The organism is Mycobacterium sp. UM_11 (assembly GCF_001414075.1).
Classification (GTDB): domain Bacteria; phylum Actinomycetota; class Actinomycetes; order Mycobacteriales; family Mycobacteriaceae; genus Mycobacterium.
Window position 1 is genome coordinate 1 of the sequence record NZ_LATC01000092.1, and the last position, 19,172, is coordinate 19,172.

20 protein-coding genes, 2 tRNA genes and 1 pseudogene are annotated in these 19,172 nt (G+C 65.6%); 10 read left to right on the top strand and 13 right to left on the bottom strand.

What is annotated here, in order from left to right; translation table 11 throughout:
• Positions 1-19: 19 nt before the first annotated feature.
• Positions 20-436: pseudogene (locus tag WU80_RS19455) on the top strand (M20/M25/M40 family metallo-hydrolase); the annotation flags it as partial.
• Positions 437-981: 545 nt separating this feature from the next.
• Here WU80_RS19455 and WU80_RS25555 read toward each other — a convergent pair.
• Positions 982-1,227 (bottom strand): hypothetical protein, encoded by a 246-nt coding sequence (locus WU80_RS25555; RefSeq protein ID WP_055405813.1) that lies wholly within the window; start codon positions 1,225-1,227, stop codon positions 982-984.
• A 370-nt stretch (positions 1,228-1,597) separates the two neighbouring features.
• Positions 1,598-1,990, bottom strand: coding sequence for a DUF2510 domain-containing protein (locus tag WU80_RS19465; RefSeq protein WP_055405679.1), 393 nt, complete (start codon positions 1,988-1,990; stop codon positions 1,598-1,600).
• 168 nt (positions 1,991-2,158) lie between these two features.
• Between WU80_RS19465 and WU80_RS26555 the strand changes: the two genes are divergently transcribed.
• The gene (locus tag WU80_RS26555; protein ID WP_255353618.1) at positions 2,159-2,287 is read left to right on the top strand and encodes a hypothetical protein; all 129 of its coding nucleotides are present in this window, start codon (positions 2,159-2,161) and stop codon (positions 2,285-2,287) included.
• Positions 2,288-2,311: 24 nt separating this feature from the next.
• Here WU80_RS26555 and WU80_RS19470 read toward each other — a convergent pair whose 3' ends face one another.
• Positions 2,312-2,818 carry a DUF3060 domain-containing protein gene (locus tag WU80_RS19470; protein WP_055404886.1) on the bottom strand — a complete coding sequence of 169 codons (507 nt, stop codon included), beginning with the start codon at positions 2,816-2,818 and terminating at the stop codon, positions 2,312-2,314.
• Between the two features lie 66 nt (positions 2,819-2,884).
• Complete coding sequence (locus WU80_RS19475; RefSeq protein WP_156349680.1) at positions 2,885-3,178, bottom strand: hypothetical protein; 294 nt, start codon at positions 3,176-3,178, stop codon at positions 2,885-2,887.
• 179 nt (positions 3,179-3,357) lie between these two features.
• Between WU80_RS19475 and WU80_RS19480 the strand changes: the two genes are divergently transcribed.
• Positions 3,358-3,708 carry an MmpS family transport accessory protein gene (locus WU80_RS19480; protein WP_082459958.1) on the top strand — a complete coding sequence of 117 codons (351 nt, stop codon included), beginning with the start codon at positions 3,358-3,360 and terminating at the stop codon, positions 3,706-3,708.
• An 11-nt stretch (positions 3,709-3,719) separates the two neighbouring features.
• Here WU80_RS19480 and bcp read toward each other — a convergent pair whose 3' ends face one another.
• Positions 3,720-4,193, bottom strand: coding sequence for a thioredoxin-dependent thiol peroxidase (bcp, locus tag WU80_RS19485; protein ID WP_055404883.1), 474 nt, complete (start codon positions 4,191-4,193; stop codon positions 3,720-3,722).
• A gap of 97 nt (positions 4,194-4,290) precedes the next feature.
• On the opposite strand from bcp, the gene WU80_RS19490 reads away from it, so the two are divergent.
• Positions 4,291-4,518: a DUF3618 domain-containing protein gene (locus tag WU80_RS19490; RefSeq protein WP_055404890.1), complete on the top strand. Its 228-nt coding sequence runs from the start codon at positions 4,291-4,293 to the stop codon at positions 4,516-4,518.
• 4 nt (positions 4,519-4,522) lie between these two features.
• On the opposite strand, the gene WU80_RS19495 is transcribed toward WU80_RS19490, so the two are convergent.
• A complete protein-coding gene (locus WU80_RS19495) occupies positions 4,523-6,265 on the bottom strand; it encodes a DUF3556 domain-containing protein (RefSeq protein ID WP_055404882.1) in 1,743 nt (580 codons plus the stop codon).
• Between the two features lie 251 nt (positions 6,266-6,516).
• On the opposite strand from WU80_RS19495, the gene WU80_RS25950 reads away from it, so the two are divergent.
• Positions 6,517-6,909 (top strand): hypothetical protein, encoded by a 393-nt coding sequence (locus WU80_RS25950; RefSeq protein ID WP_156349679.1) that lies wholly within the window; start codon positions 6,517-6,519, stop codon positions 6,907-6,909.
• Positions 6,910-7,164: 255 nt separating this feature from the next.
• Positions 7,165-8,190 (top strand): cupin domain-containing protein, encoded by a 1,026-nt coding sequence (locus WU80_RS25560; RefSeq protein WP_369808551.1) that lies wholly within the window; start codon positions 7,165-7,167, stop codon positions 8,188-8,190.
• A gap of 240 nt (positions 8,191-8,430) precedes the next feature.
• Here WU80_RS25560 and WU80_RS19500 read toward each other — a convergent pair.
• Positions 8,431-8,506: transfer RNA gene (locus WU80_RS19500), tRNA-Lys, on the bottom strand.
• 147 nt (positions 8,507-8,653) lie between these two features.
• Complete coding sequence (locus WU80_RS19505; protein WP_369808552.1) at positions 8,654-9,865, bottom strand: GNAT family N-acetyltransferase; 1,212 nt, start codon at positions 9,863-9,865, stop codon at positions 8,654-8,656.
• A gap of 222 nt (positions 9,866-10,087) precedes the next feature.
• On the opposite strand from WU80_RS19505, the gene WU80_RS19510 reads away from it, so the two are divergent.
• Positions 10,088-12,373 carry an MMPL family transporter gene (locus WU80_RS19510; RefSeq protein ID WP_082459956.1) on the top strand — a complete coding sequence of 762 codons (2,286 nt, stop codon included), beginning with the start codon at positions 10,088-10,090 and terminating at the stop codon, positions 12,371-12,373.
• Positions 12,374-12,504: 131 nt separating this feature from the next.
• Positions 12,505-13,701: an Ig-like domain-containing protein gene (locus WU80_RS19515; protein WP_082459959.1), complete on the top strand. Its 1,197-nt coding sequence runs from the start codon at positions 12,505-12,507 to the stop codon at positions 13,699-13,701.
• Positions 13,702-13,706: 5 nt separating this feature from the next.
• Here the strand turns inward: WU80_RS19515 and WU80_RS19520 are convergent, their stop codons facing one another.
• From WU80_RS19520 to orn, 3 genes are all read right to left on the bottom strand, one after another.
• A complete protein-coding gene (locus tag WU80_RS19520) occupies positions 13,707-14,096 on the bottom strand; it encodes a hypothetical protein (RefSeq protein WP_156349678.1) in 390 nt (129 codons plus the stop codon).
• An 86-nt stretch (positions 14,097-14,182) separates the two neighbouring features.
• A tRNA-His gene (locus WU80_RS19525) sits at positions 14,183-14,258 on the bottom strand.
• A gap of 30 nt (positions 14,259-14,288) precedes the next feature.
• Positions 14,289-14,936 carry an oligoribonuclease gene (gene orn / locus WU80_RS19530; protein ID WP_055404880.1) on the bottom strand — a complete coding sequence of 216 codons (648 nt, stop codon included), beginning with the start codon at positions 14,934-14,936 and terminating at the stop codon, positions 14,289-14,291.
• Positions 14,937-15,044: 108 nt separating this feature from the next.
• Here orn and WU80_RS19535 point away from each other — a divergent pair, with 108 nt between their 5' ends.
• The gene (locus tag WU80_RS19535) at positions 15,045-16,604 is read left to right on the top strand and encodes a helicase HerA-like domain-containing protein (RefSeq protein WP_055404887.1); all 1,560 of its coding nucleotides are present in this window, start codon (positions 15,045-15,047) and stop codon (positions 16,602-16,604) included.
• Here the strand turns inward: WU80_RS19535 and cmrA are convergent, their stop codons facing one another.
• Positions 16,605-17,411, bottom strand: coding sequence for a mycolate reductase (gene cmrA / locus WU80_RS19540; protein WP_055404879.1), 807 nt, complete (start codon positions 17,409-17,411; stop codon positions 16,605-16,607). It abuts the gene before it with no gap.
• A 70-nt stretch (positions 17,412-17,481) separates the two neighbouring features.
• Here cmrA and WU80_RS19545 point away from each other — a divergent pair, with 70 nt between their 5' ends.
• Complete coding sequence (locus WU80_RS19545; protein ID WP_055404878.1) at positions 17,482-18,822, top strand: MFS transporter; 1,341 nt, start codon at positions 17,482-17,484, stop codon at positions 18,820-18,822.
• A 5-nt stretch (positions 18,823-18,827) separates the two neighbouring features.
• Here the strand turns inward: WU80_RS19545 and WU80_RS19550 are convergent.
• Positions 18,828-19,172: MmpS family transport accessory protein (locus WU80_RS19550; protein ID WP_231633861.1), on the bottom strand; the 345-nt coding region annotated here is incomplete at its 5' end.

Genomic DNA, 19,172 nt, shown 5'->3' on the forward strand with positions numbered 1-19,172 from the left:
ATGTGTATAAGAGACAGCGCTCATCCCGCGGGCCCGCGCCAAGATCAGCATGCGGGTCGCGCCCGGCGGCGACGCCGCGGCGCATCTGGACGCGTTGACGTCGCACCTGCACCAGCACGTGCCGTGGGGCGCGCGCCTGACCGTCACCCGCGGCGACATCGGCGAGCCCTACGCCATCGATGCAAGCGGCCCGGTGTACGGCGCCGCGCGCGCCGCGTTCCGGCAGGCGTGGGGCACCGATGCGATCGACATGGGCATGGGCGGCTCCATCCCGTTCATCGCCGAGTTCGCCGAGGCCTTCCCGCAAGCCAAGATCCTGGTCACCGGCGTCGAGGACCCAAACACCCAGGCGCACAGCATCAATGAGAGCCTGCACCTCGGCGTGCTGGAACGCGCCGCGATCGCCGAGGCCCTACTGCTGGCCAACCTGGGCTGACGGGCGCCCGTGTATCAACCGGTTACGGCCGCTGAGATACGGCGTTGTTGTTTCCCGTCTTCTCGATCCTCGGTGAGCCCGAGTGGTAGGTCACATCCCTCGACTCCACGACGCCGCGTAACCCCAACCGGGACAATTGAACAGCTCGGAGGCAGAGGTCCCGGTGCCATAAACACCGGGGCCTTTCTGCTGCCCACCCCAACCGAGGGAGCGAGCCCGCTATGACCGAGATCAAATCTAGACGCCCACGGCAGGGGCAACGCAAGACATGCACCGCGAAAGCTGTGACCGCTAAAGCGATGAGAATAAGCAGTATCGCTCATTCATCTGCCGAGTCGTGGGCAACGAGCTTGCCGCAACTCAGCGAGTATGCGACGCATTAGGCCGGACGGGCCCGGTGTCCAGATGCGTTCAGCCGCAGTCGCATCAGGGACGCATAATCGGAGAACCAGCGCCTTGCCGATTAGCTGGGGTTGGCAGCCCGCGACGGTCGGGTCAGCTGCAACCAGCGGCAGCGGAACACCCTTGGACGAGAACGGAGTCGGTCAGGCCGCAGCCGCTACGACCCGCGCGTAGTTCACCAATTGATGAACCCGTGCCATAGCGTCTGGGTCGCTAACTGGGATCGCTGTCGAATGGTAAAACCCAGGCCCCTGCACCGTGACCTGAATATGGCCCACCATATGGCTGTCTTTCATGAGCAGAAAAAGCAGTCCCAGCAGGCAAAACCACACAAAGATGATGCATAGGACGACACCCACGGTCGAGATGCTTTCCTCCCAGCGCCACATGTCAGTCACAGTCCACACCGAACCGCGCAGTGGATGCGGTCCAGTAGGGGTCATCACCCAGTGCTGAGAGAAAGAGATGTCACCGAGCGTCCCTAGCCACTGCTCGGGCGGCCCGCCCTGGTAATGATTCAACCCTCCCACGAGGCCGATTAAAGCACGGACGCCGAACCGCTCGGAGTGAATCCGGCGGGACCGCGTTTGGGTACTGCACGCTGTGGTTTGCGCTGTGTAGCAGAGGGGTCGGGCACGAAACGGCAACGGGTGCAGGGGTGGCAGGCGGCACCCAGGGAACGCTGCTGTTTGGTTCCGAGAGATGTTCGAGTCAACGTCGGCATAGTCAATCCCAGGCGGCGCAGAGTGCGGGTGAGGCCTAATGGTTGAACATGTGTGAGATCTCGTTTCTCTTCTGAGACAGCTGATTCTCGATGTAGAGGCCGTTTGCTACGGATAGCGCCAGAACCAGCACGGCAACAACGCGGACCCACTTCGCCGCACGCATGAAGAAAGCGACAGCTGTGCCCGCCGCTACGACGGCAACCCCGGTCCACACCGGACCCGAACCCGTTATGAGGCTGACTGATTGCATCGACATCACCAGCCCGACGACAACAAGCACGCAGACGCCAATCGCAACCGCAGTCTTCTTGCTGGTGTTAGATGGCGCCCCTGCGGGTCCGCTCCATGCAGCGCCGTTCCAATAGATCTGTTTACTTGGATCCGATGGGTCGGGATACCACCCAGGCGCGGGTGACGGTGCGGTCATAGACTTCCCCCTTTTCCGAGATAATCAGGAATTTACAGGCCGGAGTCGTATAAATAGGCGGAATGGGCAACCGCTGCAGATTGGTTCCGCCACATCCTTAGCCGGCCTAAAGGATTGACGAGACAGGGCGGGAAGGAAAGTCTTGACTGAGCTCGATTGACGTAAAAGGTGAGGCAACCGTGGGCGCCGCGGACGCGGCAGAGGGAGGCACCGACAAAGCGGATGCGGCTTGCCCTGATCGAAGCAGAGGCCGATGCCGAAGCCGCCGAGGCCCTGCTGCTGGCCAACCTGGGCTGACGAGTGGCCTTACGTACCAACCGGTTACGGCCGCTGAGATACGGCGTTGTTGTTTCCCGTCTTCTCGATCCTCGGTGAGCCCGAGTGGTAGGTCACCGCGTTGTCGTTGCCCAAGACGCTGATGGTGTCGGCGCTGTCGGATGCGACGCGATTCCCGCTGCCGAAGACCTCGAGCCTCTTGCAGTGGCCGGTGACCGTGTAGTTGTTGTTGTCGCCGTCCAGCTTCAGGTTTCCGTTGTTGCAGTCGATCTTGTCCCTCGCGCCGCTATTGATCATCACGAGGTTCCCCTGCACGGTGGTGCCGGAGTGGCTCAAGAAGAATCCGATCGCGAACACCGCTACGACCGAGCACGCTCCCAAGATCACCTTGCCCCGCGGCGTGTTCAGTGACTTCACGAAATCCGCGAACGCGCGTAGGCCGCCGGATTGCCCGTCGTTCGCCGTGCCGAACGGCTGCGGCGTGGGCCCGTTGCCCTGGCCGGCGCCATGCTCGAGCTTGCGAATGTATTGCTCGGGGTCGTTCGCGTCCACGGCTAGATGATCCGCTTCGCGCGGTGTGCAGCGCAACGGTCTGCCGGCAAGGGCGGCATCAACCCGTCACGGCCAGGGGAAGCCGGGCGCCGGGGGCGGAACCTGGGACGGATCGGCTTCCGCGAAGTGATACACCGGGCCCGACGGCCCGTTCTCAACGGTTACGGCGAACCAGTGGCACACACTCAGGTCGAATCCCGGGGGTATCGGTACCGTGTATCCCCACTTCTGGCCCGGGCAGTAGTGCCAATACGACGGGCCGGCCTCGGCGGGTGCGGCCAAACCCATGCCGGCCACGGCCACGCCGCCCGAAAGCAGCGTGGCTGCAATGACCCGCCGCAAAGAGCGAGGTGCGTTCATCTGATGGTCCTTTCGTTGCTGATTGTGCCGCACGCCGAAGCGCACCGCTGGCGAAATTTTCGGCGTTCGCTCGCGCTACCGATCTCAACCTGGTTGACGTGCACACCGGTGTAGAAGTTGCCGAAGCTCCGGCGTTGGCGCAGAGTACGCGTCAGCGGGGGCGGCAGAAGGGAGCACTTATGAAGTCACAAATCGCTGCGGCCTCCGCACTGTTGGCGTCAGCGATAACTGCGCCGGGTGCACAAGCCGCACCGGGCGATGCGGTGGTGTACACCGTGACCTCGGACGCGCCGTTGGCGGCGGTGTCGTACATCGACGCGACCGGTGCGCTGCAGATGGTGACCAATCAGCCTGTGCCGTGGTCGATCTCATTCACCAGCAAGGACACCAGTCCCGCGGCGGTGCTCACCGTCGCCGCGAACCCGACCGGCCAGAAGACGACCTGCACGATCACGGTCAATGGGACGGTGAAGGACACCAAGTCGACGACGGGCACGGGTGAAGCCGGCCTGGCGCAGTGCGCCGCCTAACCGGGGGCGGCTCAGACTGATAGGTCGCGGCGCAGCTTGGCGACGTGGCCGGTGGCCTTCACGTTGTATTGAGCGACGGCGATCTTGCCCTTCTCGTCGACCACGAACGTCGAGCGGATGACGCCCTGCACGGTCTTGCCGTACATCTGCTTCTCGCCGTAGGCGCCCCAGGCCGTCAACACCTTGCGGTCGGGATCCGACAGCAGCGGGAACGTCAGCTTCTCGGCGTCGCGGAACTTGGCCAGCTTCTCGGGCTTGTCGGGGGAGATGCCGATGACGTCGAGGCCAGCGTCACTGAGTTCGTGCAGGTTGTCACGGAAGTCGCAGGCCTGCTTGGTGCAGCCCGGCGTCGACGCGGCGGGGTAGAAGTACACGATGAGGCGACGGCCCTTGTAGTCGGACAGCGACACCGTGTTGCCGTCGGCGTCGGGCAGGCTGAAGGAGGGCGCTTTGTCACCCGGCGCAAGCCGCGTGGTCTCGGCCAATTCTGGGCCCCTTTCTGTTCACCGGAGCGTTGGGGTTATCGCCAGCTGATCTAGGGTAGTGCCTCAGGTGCATCAGGCCGATTGGGAGGACAGACACGTGGCGGACCGGGACCCCGAGGCCATCAAGCGCGACATCGACGTCGCTCGCGACCAGCTGGCGGCGACCGTCGACTCGCTGGCCGTGCGAGCCAACCCGCGCCGCCTGGCCGACGACCTGAAGGTCAAGGTGGTCGAGTTCGCCAAGAAGCCCGCGGTGACCATCTCGCTGGCCGGGGTCGGCGTCCTGGTGGTCGTGGTCGTGGTGCACCGGGTTCGCAACCGCTGACCCCTCAGGTCATGCCGGCGCCCGTGCCGCTCTGAACGTGCACCGGGAGGTCGTCGGCCCAGGGCTGCGTCGTGACCATGTCCTCGACCTCGACGTAGCCGCGTTCGAATTCGCCGGTGGCCGCGTCCACCAGCCGGTACTCCTGCCGCTGGAGGTGGATGGGCTGCGCGTCCAGGATCACCACCCGAACGTCGCCGGGCTGGAAGTTGCAGCGCCGCTGTAGCGCCTCGATGAGGCATTCGTTGTGCATGTGCCCGTCGCCGAAGTTCCAGCCCAGCACCATCGCGCACAGCACCTCGCCCTCGCACAGGTTGTAGTCGTCCTCGTCGTAGTCGGCCAGCGCGCGGTGCACGAGGGTGAACAGCGCGCGGCCGTGGGTGTTCATCCCGCGGAACGCCATGGCCAGGTGCAGCGGGACCAGGGTCTCTTCCTTGGAGCCGTACAGCCGCTCGAGCTGCAGGTGCTGCATCGGCCCCAGCGCGCGCGAGCCGGTGCGGAACTTGTCGTCGACCGACGGCTTGACGCACCACACGGTGGTGTCCCAGTTGCCCGCGTAATACCGCATGCCCGGCAGGAAGGACACCTTGCGGGGGTAGAGGTTTCCGACGACGACGACGCCGGCGATGACGACGAACAGGATCGCCACCGGCACCGGGTTGGCCAGGTCGGACAGCCCGAGGGATGCGTGCGCGACGAACAGCGAGAGCACCCCGAAGATCATGAAGACGTTCCACTCCAGCGGCACCCCCATCGGGAAGGCCAGCAGGATGTTCAGGTGGAAGACGATCATCACGAACGCGGCGACGGCCGTCGGCCAGCCGCCGTGCGAGAAGAGCAGCGCCAGCGGCACCAGGCCTTCCACGGCGGTGGAGAAGTGCGCGATGAATCCCGCGAGCGCGCTGGGCCGCAGGTCGTCCGGATAGCGCTTGAACATCGACCGCTTGAGCGCGCCGGAGGGGATGAACGGGTTGTTCGCCAGCATCGTCGAGATCACGAACGGGAAGTGCCGGTTGAGTTTTGAGGTGGCCGCTCCGAGCCAGATCACCATGAAGACGACCTTGGCCCCGATGATGGAGTCCGCCCCGGCGAACAGGAAAACCAAAGCCAGCGGCGCGTAGACCTCGCCGCGGGCGGCCAGGAAAATCACCTTGTCCCGCAGGCCGACGACGGCCAGCACGGCCAGGATCGCGACGGTGTGCCAGGCCGCCAAGACGCCAATGTTCGTGTGCAGGGCCGGGATTGGGCCGGTTCCGTCGGACACCAGCGCGATGGCGAGCAGCACCAGCAGCGCGCCGTAAAGCATCGCGTCGATCGGGCTGCGGACGCTGCCCTTGGTCAGCGGCACCCGGTCGGGCCACGGCGGCAAGCGGATGGTGCCGGGCCGCAACCAGTACAGGATCGAGCCCATCGGCGGGAAGTACCGGCCGGCCAGCGGACCGAAGCAGCAGCCGAGGCCGATCACCTCGAACAGCATCGTGTACAGCACGGCCTTCTCGAACACGATCGGTTCCGACCACCACGCGGCGACGCCCGTGAAGCTGCCGATGCCGGTCGTGCACCACCCGAACACCCAGCCGCCGAGGATGTACAGCGCGATCTTCACGCCATACATCACGTGCATGATCAGCGGGGTGCCGAAGCCGTTCTCGGCGATGTGGCGCACCATCGGCACGATCCGCTGCGCGCGGGTCTGCTTGCTCCATTCGGCCACGTCGACGACGGGCAGATTCGGCTGGATGAACCCCATTGCAGCTCCTTCGACGCGGCTCGTTTCCAGGGGCAATCGCTGTGAAGGAGAAGCTACCGGCAGATTCTTTCCCGCGGCGAGCAATTAAGGCGAAAAGTGGTGTGGCCGCGGGAGCTAGTCACAGTCGTTCAGAGGACTTTCGGCACTAGTGAACACGAACATGAGGGTTTTTAGCTGGGAGGTGACTCGGCGGATCTCAAATAACCGCCAGGTTCTCGGCACATAGGTGGGTTGAATCGAAGGAGATTTCGATGTCTGACGCAGCCGAACCAGTTGGCGAAACATTGCGCGATGAGGACCTTAAGAGCGAGAAGCAGATCAGCCGTCGATCGATACGCACGGCCGCCGCCGCCGCTACTGGCGCGGCCATCGCCGCCGGTGCAGCATCAATGCTTGGCGGCGCGACCGCGCCATCAATGCAGGCGGACGAGCAACCCGGCCGTACAGTGGCGTCGACGGTGATCGTGGCAAACGGGGTCGACCTGACAGACGGAGATTTGACTTCCCCGAGCGAGGTGGGACCGGTTATACCAACTGATATGACGGATATGAAGGGGAACGCATGTCCGGTTGGTGGGGACGAATGGAAGGGTGTTAACGCCGACGGGCAGTGCACGAAGAAGGATAAGTACCCCTGGCAGTAACAGATATGCCAATAAAGTGGCTTGATCAGACATCATCTCCCAAGACAGGCCTAGACAATTTCCAAAGAATACAGTTTAGCGACCATCCTCAGCCCACTCGACCCAGCTGCCTTTTTCAGCGCGCACTGGGAGAAGCGTCCTTACGTTGGGGTCAGAAATGCGCCTACTTTCTATTCGGGGCTTTTCTCTGTCGCAGACATAGACGCGGCCCTTCAGCTGACATGTATTCATTCATCTGGTGACGACGTAGCACTCGTGAAAGCGCATGACGGTGAATCATCCACTCTACCATTGCCGCGTGCCTGGGATGGAACGCCCGACATTTACGCCCTATACAATGCTTACAATTCGGGATACACGATCATTATTAACCGGCTCCAGGCGCGTTGGGGACCCATCGCAATATTATGTAGGAGCCTGGAGGAATCGCTACGGCATCCAGTAAACATTAATTTATACTTTACTCCTCGGCATTCCCAAGGGTTCAGTCCTCATTTCGATGATCATGACGTCTTCATTCTCCAGTTAGCGGGGGAGAAGCGCTGGCTGCTTTATGATTTCCAGTCTAAAGCGCTCCCTCTCGCAACCGCCGACCGACCGGTGTTGAAAGATGAGATCGGTCAGCCCCGAGAGGAGATCCTCTTGGAATCGGGGGATGTCCTTTATATCCCACGTGGACATATTCATGAAGCGTTGAGCACAAGCGGTTCGTCGTTGCATCTGACCGTCGGTGTCAACGTTTTCCGCTGGGTTGACTTGCTTGAGGAAGCACTCCGCGTTGCCGCCGCCGAGAATGTGCGTCTTCGCGAGGCGGTACCTTCAAGTTTGTTACAACCGGGTATGCCCACCAGGGAAGTCATGGGCCCGCTCCATGAAGTGCTCAGAATGCTGCCATGGGACCGATATGGATCGGCCGCCATCGGTCGGCTAACGGAGCGCATGTACGAGGGACGGTCTCCGGCGCCGGATGGTCATTTTCTTTCGCTTGATCGGATTCATGAGGTTGACTCGACAGCTGTGTTTTTGCGACGGTCAGGTATGACCTGCTCGGTGTCGGTCAGTGAAGGGCAAGCCTGCATACAATTTCCGGGAAATAAGGTCACAGGTCCGCTCTCTATTGAACCAGCGTTGAACGTCATCGCGAAGATGGAACGCTTTTCTGTGCAAGACTTGCCGGGATTCCTCACTGAAGAGGCCAAGTTGGTATTGGTTCGCCGGCTCGTTCGGGAGGGGCTCCTTTCAATCGCAGAGTCGGATCCACAGCTCACCGCAATGCCCTGAGTTGGTGGTGGCGATGATTCCAGTGTTTGGTGTCTGACTCTGGCCATTCTGGGGTCTTGCTCTGCAGCGACAGCAGGACTTGGGCTTGTCTCGTCAGCCAGAAGATGTGCGGTTTGACGTGCAGTCGTAGCGGCTGCAGCCTGACGTGGGCGCAAGACGAACGGCGGGCCTGGCGCAGATTCAACGTTCGGCCAACATGATTCAGACGACGGGTTTGCCGCCTGACCAGCGGCGGTTCAATGGTGCGCCGTCAGGGTTTCGAACCCCGGACCCGCTGATTAAGAGTCAGCTGCTCTACCAACTGAGCTAACGGCGCTTTCGACGGCCGAGACCGCGTACGCGACAATAACAGGGTCCTGCCGCGGAGTGAAATCCCGCGATTTCTCCTGCGGTAGCCACCCAGGAGGGCCCGCGGGGGCGTCGGCGCCGCCGAGCGGCGGAAGCGACTGCGGCGCAACGTCTCTCAGAAGAGCGTCCCGCAGTACGGCGCGCGATCCGTGCTGAAGGCGGCATCCAGGTCCCGGATCGCACCCGGGCGCTCTTCGGTGATCCGGCCGGCTCGCAGGAGCTCAGAGGCGGGGTGCGCGCCCAGGTAGATCGTGGCCAGGTCGGCCAGGCCGATCTTGACGTCGGTGGGCCCGTCGTGCGGGGTGCATTTCCCCACGCCGTCGCGGGCCTGCAGGAGAAACCGGCCGCCGGCCAGGTCGAGGGGGTCGGTGACCTCGAGTGCGAGATCAATATCCGCGGCGTACGCGCGGGTGCCAAGCACCTCGGGCACGTCGTTGATGCGCACCCAGAGGAAATCGCTGACGCCGGTGGTTTCGGCGGCCCGCAGGTCGGTGAGCTTGAGAGGCAGCGGGTCGTCGACAGGCAGGTCGATCTCGACGGTGTTGAACATCTCCAGGACCAGCAACGTCTGCAGTAATTCGGTGTGGGCCTCGTCGGTGATGGGGCAGAAGTCTTCGACCACCACGGTGCCCAGCGGCGGCCGGTAGCCGTGATCCGCCTCACCGACGACGCGGTAGGTCAGGAAGCCGTCCGGGTGGATCGTGTAGTTCAGCGCGGTCCCGTTGCCTCGCTGCGTCAGCAGGTCTAGCAGGTGATCCGCCCACCACGCCTCGTCCCGGGCGACCGCGCCATTCGTTGTGGCACACCATCGTTCGTAGATTTCCGGCAGGTGGCTTTTCGCCTCCGCGGCGGTGATCTCCCGAGCGCGGATCTCCTTCGGCGGCGTCCGCAGCTTGGCGAACCGGCGGTCGATCGAGTAGCTGCGCAGGTAACTGCCCACGCCGGCGCCGAAGCCGTCGTACATCGCGGTCTGGGTCGGCACGCCGAAGACGATCGGATAGCCCCGCTCGATCAGGATGCCCAGCCCCTCGGCGCTGAGCTGTCCCCACACGCCCTTGCCCTGATGTGTGGACGCGACGGCGATCATCGTCAGCCACGCGGCTCGCAGGCTCGCGCCGCCCGGCACGGTCAGCTGCGTGGGATAGATGATCGACGTGCCCACCAGGAATGGCTGCCCCGGATCGGAGACGTCCTCGGCCACCAGAATGTCGTCGACGTCGACGCGGCGTTTCCACGCCTCGATGCCGCGTGGGTCGACCGGATCGCCGAACGTGCGGGCCTGATTTTCGTAAACGGCGGCCAGGTCGTCTTCGGTTGGATGTCGCATGCTGATGGCGTCGTTTTTCGAGTTCAAGGCTCATCCAATCCGCTTATAGCCCAGCCGAACCGGCGCTCCGCAGAGCGAATGCCGTACTGAGGGTGCCCCTTTGAGTCCGATACCCGAGCCGTGGATAACCAAACATGGCCGCCGTCCCAACTGCATATGGGTCAGGTCGTCGCGTTCGGGTATAGGGATACGCCGGGGGATTCCTACCGGAAGGGACCGAAGATGCTGCAAGCGATCACCCGACTTGCCATCGCCGCGCCGCGCCGCGTCATCGCGGTTGCGGTCTTGGTCCTGGTGGGAGCGGCGATCTTCGGTCTGCCGGTGATCAAGAGTTTGTCCGGCGGCGGCTTTCAGGACCCGACTTCGGAATCCGCCCGGGCGTCCGGCGTCCTTCGCGATAAGTTCAACCAAACGGATCAGCAAATGCTGATCGTGGTAACCGCCCCCGCCGGCGCTCAAAGCGATCAGGCGCGGCGGGTCGGCTTGGACATCGTCGACCACCTGCGCCGATCGCCGTGGGTGTTGAACGTGTCGTCGGCGTGGACGTCGTCGCCGCAGGCCGCCGCCCAACTGATCAGCAAGGACCAAAAATCCGGAATGGTGGTGGCCGGCCTGAAGGGCGGGGAGAACGACGCCCAGAAATACGCCAGCCGGCTCACCGACCAATTGGTGCACGACCGCGACGGTGTCACTGTGCGCGCCGGGGGCATGGCGGTGGCGTATGCCCAGATCAACGACCAGAACGAGCGCGACCTGCTCTTGATGGAATCGATCGCGATCCCGCTCAGCTTCGCGGTGCTGGTCTGGGTGCTGGGCGGCGTGGTGGCGGCCGCGCTGCCGATCGTGCTGGGCACCCTCGCGATCGTCTGCACCATGTCGGTGCTGCGGCTGATCAGCTTCGCGACCGACGTGTCGACCTACGCACTGGACCTGAGCATCGCGATGGGGCTTGCCCTGGCGATCGACTACAACCTGCTGATCATCAGCCGTTTCCGCGAGGAGCTGGCGCGCAGCGGCGACCGCGAGCGCGCGCTCGTGCGGACCATGGCCACCGCCGGCCGGACGGTGTTGTTCTCGGCCACCACCGTCGGGTTGTCGATGGCCGTGATGGCGGTCTTCCCGATGTACTTCCTCAAGTCGTCGGCCTACACGATCGTGGTCACCGCGGTCATCGTCGCGGTCGCGGCGGTGGTGGTCACCCCGGCGGCGATCGCGCTGCTGGGTCCCCGGCTGGACTCGCTGGACGGCCGCCGTGTGCTGCACCGCATCCTGCACGGGCAGCGGTCGTTCCGCGACCACGCGCACAAACCGCTCGAGGAGCAGTTCTGGTACCGGTCGACCCGGTACGTGGTGCGCCACGCCATGCCGGTCGGCCTGAGCGTCGTGGCGTTGCTGCTGTTGCTGGGGGTGCCGTTTTTGGGCGTGAAGTGGGGGTTCCCCGACGAGCGCGTGCTGCCGCGGTCGGCGTCGGCGCGCCAGGTCGCCGACATGTTGGACAACGACTTCGCCAACGGGTTCGGCAACGGGGTCACCGTCGTCGTGCCCGACGCCCGCGGCGCGGGCCCCGCGGATCTGGATCACTACGCCGCCGAGCTGTCCCGGGTGTCCGGCGTGTCCGCGGTCACCGCACCAACCGGGACGTTCGTCGCCGGGAGCCGGGTCGGCCCGCCCGCCGGGCCCACCGGCGCCGCCAACGGCACCGCGTTCCTCACCGTGGCCAGCAGCGCGCCGCTCTACTCGGCGGCCTCGAACACCCAGCTCGACCGATTGCACCAGGTCGCCGGGCCCGCGGGGCGGGCGGTCGAGATGACCGGGTTGGCGCAGATCAACCGCGACAGCGTCGGCGCGATCACCAAGCGGCTGCCCGTGGTGTTCGGGCTGATCGCCCTGATCACCTTCGCGTTGCTGTTCTTGCTGACCGGCAGCGCCTTGCTGCCTCTGCAGGCGCTGGCGTGCAATCTGCTGTCGCTGACGGCCGCGTTTGGGGCGATGGTGTGGATCTTCCAGGACGGCAACCTCGGCGCCTTGGGGACCACCCCCAACGGGACGTTGAACGCCAACATCCCGGTGTTGTTGTTCTGCATCGCGTTCGGTCTGGCCATGGACTACGAGGTGTTTCTGGTCTCGCGGATCCACGAATACTGGCTGGCGTCGCAGGCGAGTCAGGAGACGCCGCCGACGCCGGCCGAGGCGCGTGCAGCCACGGACGAGAGCACGGCCCTGGGCATCGGCGGCATCGGCCGGGTGGTGACCACCGCGGCGGTGGTGATGTCGATTTCGTTCGCCGCGTTGATTCCCGCGCACGTGTCGTTCATGCGGATGCTCGGCGTCGGGCTGACCCTGGCCGTGCTGGCCGACGCCACGCTGGTGCGGATGGTCCTGGTGCCCGCGTTCCTTCACCTGCTCGGTCGGTGGACGTGGTGGGCGCCCAAACCGCTGCAGAGGCTGCGGGAACGCTTCGAGACGGGTGAAGCGGAACTCCGCGACAGGGTCGGCCAACCGGCCTGAGCGCGCCGGCGCGTGACACCTGATCACGCACCTGTCAAGGTCGGCATGCGAACACACAAAACGCATTACAATGCATGCACTGTTTCTGGTCAGCGGTGACCAACGGGATCAAATTCGTGGAAGGTCACTCGATGACGCCTTTGCGCAGACGACGATCGTGGCTGGCTGCCGCGATCGCTTCGGTTGCTGTGTTCGGCGTCGCCTGCGGTGGCAACCACACCGCGGCGCCGGCGAAAGTGATCTTCGACAAGGGCACCCCCTTCGCCGACCTGCTGGTGCCGAAGCTCACCGCCTCAGTAACCGACGGCGCCGTCGGCGTCACCGTCGATGCGCCGGTGACCGTCAGCGTCGCCGACGGCGTCCTCGCGTCGGTCACCATGGTCAACGAGAACGGCAAGTCGATCGGCGGCCAGCTGAGCCCCGACGGGCTGCGCTGGTCCACCACGGACCAGCTCGGCTACAACCGGCGCTACACCCTGAGCGTCAAGGCGTTGGGCATGGGCGGCGCGGCGAGTAGGCAGATGACCTTCCAGACCAGCTCACCCGCCCACCTGACCATGCCCTACGTCGCCCCCGGCGACGGCGAGGTCGTCGGCGTCGGCGAGCCGGTGGCGATCCGGTTCGACGAGAACATCGCGGACCGCGCCGCGGCGCAGAAGGCCATCAAGATCACCACCAACCCGCCGGTCGAGGGCGCGTTCTACTGGCTCAACAATCGCGAAGTGCGTTGGCGCCCAGAGCATTTCTGGAAGTCCGGCACGGCCATCGATGTGGCGGTCAACACCTACGGCGTCGACCTGGGTGACGGAATGTTCGGCGAGGACAACGTCAAGACCCACTTCACCATTGGCGACGAGGTCATTTCGACCGCCGACGACACCACCAAGACCGTGACCGTGCGCGTCAACGGCGAAGTGGTCAAGACGATGCCGACGTCGATGGGCAAGGACAGCACGCCAACCGCGAACGGTTTCTACATCATCGGTGGGCGGTTCAAGCACATCATCATGGACTCGTCCACCTACGGCGTTCCGGTCAACTCGCCCAACGGATATCGCACCGAGGTGGACTGGGCCACCCAGATGTCCTACAGCGGCGTCTTCGTGCACTCCGCGCCCTGGTCGGTCGGCGCCCAGGGGCACACCAACACCAGCCACGGCTGCCTGAACGTGAGCCCCAGCAACGCCGAGTGGTTCTACGACCACAGCAAGAGCGGCGACATCGTCGAGGTCATCAACACCGTGGGGTCGACGCTGCCGGGCACCGAGGGGCTGGGCGACTGGAACGTCCCCTGGCCGCAGTGGAAAGCGGGCAACGCCAACACCTGAGGCGCTCAGCCGACCTTCTGCCAGACCCCGCAGTTTCTGGTCATGAATGCCCGGTCGGTCGGCAGGATCTGCACCGCCTGGGGACCGTCGTTGACGTTGTTGTCGATGACGTCGTTGGTGTTCAGGCTGCGCAGCCTGGCCCAATAACACCCGCTCTTGCCGGCGCTGCGATAGGTGCCCGGTTCGATGTCGGTGCCGACGATGAACGTGCCGTCCGACTCGATGGTCGTTTTCGGCCCGGGCGGGGGCGGCGGGGTTACGGTCACCGTCACCGTCTTGGTTTCCGCGGGCAGGGTCGAGGTGACGGTGGCCGCCGGGTGGCTGGCCCCGCCGCAGCCCGCGAGCAACACGGCGCAGACCGCGACGGCTGCTCGGATCTGTGGGTTCGGCGGCACGGCCCGCTGTCCCTTCCGCTCACGGGTGCAAACGCGTGGGTCGTCGAGGACCCGAGCGGGCGGGAAGGCAACGCCTCCCAGCCGATTGGGGTGGCTGACGGGGCTCGAACCCGCGACATCCAGGATCACAACCTGGTGCTCTACCAGCTGAACTACAGCCACCATTGCCGCCAACGAGCGGCGACGTCGATACTAACCGGTCGGTGGCTCCGGGGCCGAATCGATTGGTCCCGATGCGCCGTCGCCGCCGCCCAGATCGGCGACCACCGCCTCGATCTCGCTGGTAGACGGTCCCGGCGGCGCCACGAACGCCGTGCGACGGTAAAACCGCAGCTCGTTGATGGATTCGTGGATGTCGGCGAGCGCCCGGTGGGCGAGGCCCTTCACCGGCTGGCCGAAGTAGATCCGCGGATACCAGCGCCGGCAGAGCTCCTTGATCGAGCTGACGTCGATCATCCGGTAGTGCAGGAACGAGTCCAGCGCGGGCATGTCGCGGGCGATGAAGGCGCGGTCGGTGGCAATCGAATTGCCCGCCAGCGGCGCCGTCTTCGGTTGCTTGACGTGCTGGCCCACGTAGTCGAGCACCATCGCCTCGGCGGTCGCCAGGTCGACGGTGGACGCCCGCACCTCGTCGATCAGCCCTGAACGCGAATGCATTTCGGTGACGACGTCGATCATCGACGACAGCGCCGCGTCGTCGGCGTGGATCACGACGTCGACTCCGTCGCCCAAAATGTTCAAATCGGCGTCGGTGACCAGGGCCGCGATCTCGATCAATTTGTCCGAGCCGAGATCCAGCCCGGTCATCTCGCAGTCGATCCACACCAACTCGTCACGCACAGCGCTCACACTAGGCCCCCGCGGCGCTCACGCCGCCCGTCGCCCCGCCGGAGAAGTAGTGTGAGCGGTGCCGGACTGCATGCCGAACCACTCGAAGGGCGCAGCACGATGAGCACCGAATCGGCGGAGACACCCGCGCGCCGGATCGCCAACGGCTACGCCGTCGACGGGCAGGCGCTCGAATTGGGCACGGTGGTCGTCGACGGGGCGGCCGACCCGACCGCGCAGATCCGCATCCCGCTGGCCACGATCAACCGGCACGGTCTGGTGGCCGGCGCCACCGGGACCGGGAAGACCAAGACGCTGCAGCTGATCGCCGAACAACTCAGTGCGGCCGGTGTCGCGGTGCTGATGGCCGACGTCAAGGGTGATCTGTCCGGTCTGGCGCGGCCGGGGGAGGCCAACGACAAGACCGCCGTGCGCGCCAAAGACACCGGCGACGACTGGGCGCCGACCGGGTTCCCGGTCGAGTTCCTGTCGCTGGGCACCGGGGGATTGGGCGTGCCGGTGCGCGCGACGGTGGCCAGCTTCGGCCCGGTTCTGCTGTCGAAAGTGTTGGGGCTCAACGCCACTCAGGAATCGACGCTGGGTCTGATATTCCATTGGGCTCAGCAGGCCAACCGCCCGCTGGTCACCCTGGACGATCTGCGCGCAGTCATCAGCCACCTGGCCAGCGACGCGGGCAAGGCCGACCTCAAAGACCTGGGCGGCGTTTCGTCGACGACCGCCGGGGTCATCCTGCGGGCGCTGGTGAACCTCGCCGCCGAGGGCGGCGACACCTTCTTCGGTGAGCCCAAGCTCGATCCCCAGGATCTGCTGCGCGTCGATGGCCAGGGGCACGGCATCGTTTCGCTGCTCGAGTTCAGCGGTCAGTCGTTACGCCCGGTGATCTTCTCCACGTTCTTGATGTGGGTGCTCGCCGACCTGTTCGCGGTGCTGCCGGAGGTCGGCGACGTCGACAAGCCGAAGCTGGTGTTCTTCTTCGACGAGGCGCACCTGTTGTTCGCCGATGCGTCGAAGGCCTTCCTCGAACAAGTCGAGCAGACCGTGAAGCTGATTCGCTCCAAGGGTGTCGGGGTGTTCTTCTGCACCCAGCTGCCCACGGACCTGCCCAACGACGTGCTCTCCCAGCTGGGCGCCCGAATCCAACACGCGCTGCGGGCATTCACGCCCGACGATCAGCAGGCGTTGAGCAAGACCGTGCGCACGTATCCGAAAACCGATGTCTACGACCTGGAGTCGGCGCTGACGTCCCTTGGTATCGGCGAGGCAGTCGTCACCGTGCTCTCCGAGAAGGGCGCCCCCACGCCCGTGGCGTGGACCCGGATGCGGGTGCCGCGCTCGTTGATGGCCTCGATCGGCACCGACGAGATCACGAAGGCGGCGAAAGCCAGTCCGCTGCAGGCGAAGTACGGCCAGACGGCCCAACGAGCGGCGCCGCCGCCCGATGTCGGTGCCCCGAGCGCGCCGCAGCCTCCAGCGCAGTCCGCCTACCCGCCGGTCCCTTCGAACGAGCCGCCCCCGCCGATGCCGCAGCCGGCGGAACCCAAGGGGCCCGCCTTGTGGGAGGACGTGCTCAGCAACCCAACCGTGAAGAGCGGGATCAACACCGCCATCCGTGAAGCGGTGAAAGGAATCTTCGGCACCGGCCGGCGCGGCCGGAAATAGCTAGCCGCCGCCGAGCTTCTTGTAGAAGCTGCCGACGATCGGCGCGACGATGGCGCGCGGCGCGTACCCACTGGCCACCGACATCGCCTTCGACGTCAAACCCGGAACGACGCGCATCTTGTTGCGCTCCAACGCATCCAGTGACAGCTGGGCGGTGTGCTCGGTCGAGATCCACAAGAAGTCCGGCACCAACCGTTCGACCAGCGAGCGTTCGGCGTCATCGGGGAGGTCGGTGCGCACGGGACCGGGCGCGAGTAGCGTGACGTGCACCCCCGAGTTGCGCAGCTCGCCGCGCAGCGATTCGCTGAAGGTGTTCGCGAACGCCTTGGTGGCCGCGTACGTGGCGTTGTAGGGAATCGGCGAATTGCCCGCCGCCGAACCGGAAATCAGGATGCCGCCGGCCCGGCGCTCGACCATGCCGGGCAGCACCGCCAGCGTAAGGTCGTGCACGCCCAGCACATTCAGCTGCAGCTGGGCTTTTTCCCCCGCCGGGTCCAGCGTGGCAACCGGACCGAACGTGGCGGTGCCCGCGTTCGCGCACAGGATCGAGATGGGCCGGGCCGCCAGTTCGTCGCACAGTTTCGCCCGCTCACCCGGGTCGGCCAGGTCGGCGGGCCGCACGTCGACCGCGACGCGGTACTTATCGGTCAGGCGGGCGGCCAGCTGGTTGAGCAGGTCTTCGCGTCGCGCGGTGACGATCAGGCTGTGTCCGCGCGCGGCCAGTTCGGTGGCCAGCGCTTCGCCGATATTCTGCGAAGCCCCGGTGACGACGGCGCGCGCCTCTGGGCTGGGAGCTGGGATCGGCATAAGGGCAATCGTAGACAGCGGGCGCAGCGCGGCTGGGCGCGGCGGGTGAGCTGCACATAGGCTGCCGGGCATGGCCCAGCCGTCGTCGCGTTCACTCACGCCGGTGCCATCGCGGGTGGTGGCGTGGGCGCTGTGGGACTGCGGCTCCACCGGACTGAACGCGATCGTGGCCACCTTCGTCTTCGCGGTGTATCTGACCAGCAGCGTGGGGGTGGGCATCTCCGGTGGCACCACCCCGGCGAGTTGGTTGGGCCGCGCCGCGGCCATCGCCGGGTTGACCGTCGCCCTGCTGGCGCCGGCGGTCGGCGTCTGGGTGGAGTCGCCGCGCCGCAGGCGGGTGGCACTTGGAGTGCTGACCGCGCTGGCGGTGGCGCTGACGTGCGGGATGTTCTTCATCCATAACCGCCCCGGCTACCTGTGGGCGGGGCTGGTGTTGATGGGAGCGACGGCGGCCTGTAGCGACCTGGCCAGCGTCCCGTATAACGCTATGCTGCGCCAACTTTCGACGCCGCAGACCGCCGGCCGGATCTCCGGCCTGGGCTGGGCGGCCGGCTACGCCGGCAGCGTCCTGCTCCTGCTCGTGGTCTACACCGGGTTCATCTCCGGGAAGGGCTCCGGACCGGATGCCACCCGAGGGCTATTGCACGTGTCCCTGCACGACGGCCTCTACGTCCGCGAGGCGATGCTGGTCGCGGCGGCGTGGCTGGCCATCTTCGCGCTGCCCCTGCTGTTCGTCGCGCACCGGCTGCCCGATTCGACCGAGGTGCACGAGCCGACGAGCATGCTCGGCGGCTACCGCAAGCTCGTCACGGAGGTCGCCGCCGAATGGCGGCGCGACCGCAACCTGGTGTACTTCCTGTTCGCCAGCGCGTTGTTCCGCGACGGGCTGGCGGCGATCTTCGCCTTCGGCGCCGTGTTGGGGGTCAACGTGTACGGCATCTCGCAGGGCGACGTCCTCATCTTCGGGGTGGTGGCCAGCGTGGTGGCGGCGGTGGGCGCGGTCGCCGGGGGATTCGTCGATCACCGAATCGGGTCGAAACCCGTCATCGTCGGGTCGCTGGCCGCGATCGTCACCCTGGGGCTGACGTTGATGCTGCTGTCCGGCTCGGTGGCCTTCTGGATCTGCGGCCTGCTGCTGTGCATGTTCATCGGCCCGTCGCAGTCGTCCTCACGCGCCCTGTTGCTGCAGATGGCCAAGCACGGCAGGGAAGGGGTCGCGTTCGGCCTGTACACGATGACCGGCCGCGCGGTCGCGTTCCTCGCGCCGTGGCTGTTCTCCGTATTCGTGGACGTATTCGGCGCCGTGCGCGCCGGGCTGGCCGGCATCTGCCTGGTGCTGACCGCCGGGCTGTTGGCGATGCTGGCGGTCCGGGTTCCGGCGCGCGGCGCGCTCGCGGCCGAACCGTCGTAGGGCGCTCAGCCCCTGCTGTCGCAGATCGTCAGCCCCACACCCACTCGCTTGCTCACCTGGACGCCGTCGATGGTGACCGAGCAGGTGACGTTGTGGCCGATGTTGACGATCGTCACGTTGGCCGGGTGCACCGCCGACTTGGACAGGCTGACCTCTTTGGTCCACGGCAGCGCGACGTTGAATTCGGTCTGGATGACGTCACCGCTGTCGACGTACATGATGCTGATCGCGCGGCCGTCACCGGCGACGCTGTAGACGATGTCCTGCATGGCGGCCGGCCCGGTGGACTCGGTGGGCGTGGGCGCGCCGGCGCTCGGCGGCACCGGAGCCCTGTCTCTTATACACATCTG

What these genes read in the sequence shown, in the direction of transcription:
- WU80_RS25555 (WP_055405813.1), bottom strand. Translation starts at nt 1,227, where the DNA reads ATGTGGCGCTGGGAGGAAAGCATCTCGACCGTGGGTGTCGTCCTATGC.
- WU80_RS19465 (WP_055405679.1), bottom strand. Translation starts at nt 1,990, where the DNA reads ATGACCGCACCGTCACCCGCGCCTGGGTGGTATCCCGACCCATCGGAT.
- WU80_RS19475 (WP_156349680.1), bottom strand. Translation starts at nt 3,178, where the DNA reads ATGAACGCACCTCGCTCTTTGCGGCGGGTCATTGCAGCCACGCTGCTT.
- WU80_RS19480 (WP_082459958.1), top strand. Translation starts at nt 3,358, where the DNA reads ATGAAGTCACAAATCGCTGCGGCCTCCGCACTGTTGGCGTCAGCGATA.
- WU80_RS19495 (WP_055404882.1), bottom strand. Translation starts at nt 6,265, where the DNA reads ATGGGGTTCATCCAGCCGAATCTGCCCGTCGTCGACGTGGCCGAATGG.
- WU80_RS25950 (WP_156349679.1), top strand. Translation starts at nt 6,517, where the DNA reads ATGTCTGACGCAGCCGAACCAGTTGGCGAAACATTGCGCGATGAGGAC.
- WU80_RS19505 (WP_369808552.1), bottom strand. Translation starts at nt 9,865, where the DNA reads ATGCGACATCCAACCGAAGACGACCTGGCCGCCGTTTACGAAAATCAG.
- WU80_RS19510 (WP_082459956.1), top strand. Translation starts at nt 10,088, where the DNA reads ATGCTGCAAGCGATCACCCGACTTGCCATCGCCGCGCCGCGCCGCGTC.
- WU80_RS19515 (WP_082459959.1), top strand. Translation starts at nt 12,505, where the DNA reads ATGACGCCTTTGCGCAGACGACGATCGTGGCTGGCTGCCGCGATCGCT.
- WU80_RS19535 (WP_055404887.1), top strand. Translation starts at nt 15,045, where the DNA reads ATGAGCACCGAATCGGCGGAGACACCCGCGCGCCGGATCGCCAACGGC.
- cmrA (WP_055404879.1), bottom strand. Translation starts at nt 17,411, where the DNA reads ATGCCGATCCCAGCTCCCAGCCCAGAGGCGCGCGCCGTCGTCACCGGG.
- WU80_RS19545 (WP_055404878.1), top strand. Translation starts at nt 17,482, where the DNA reads ATGGCCCAGCCGTCGTCGCGTTCACTCACGCCGGTGCCATCGCGGGTG.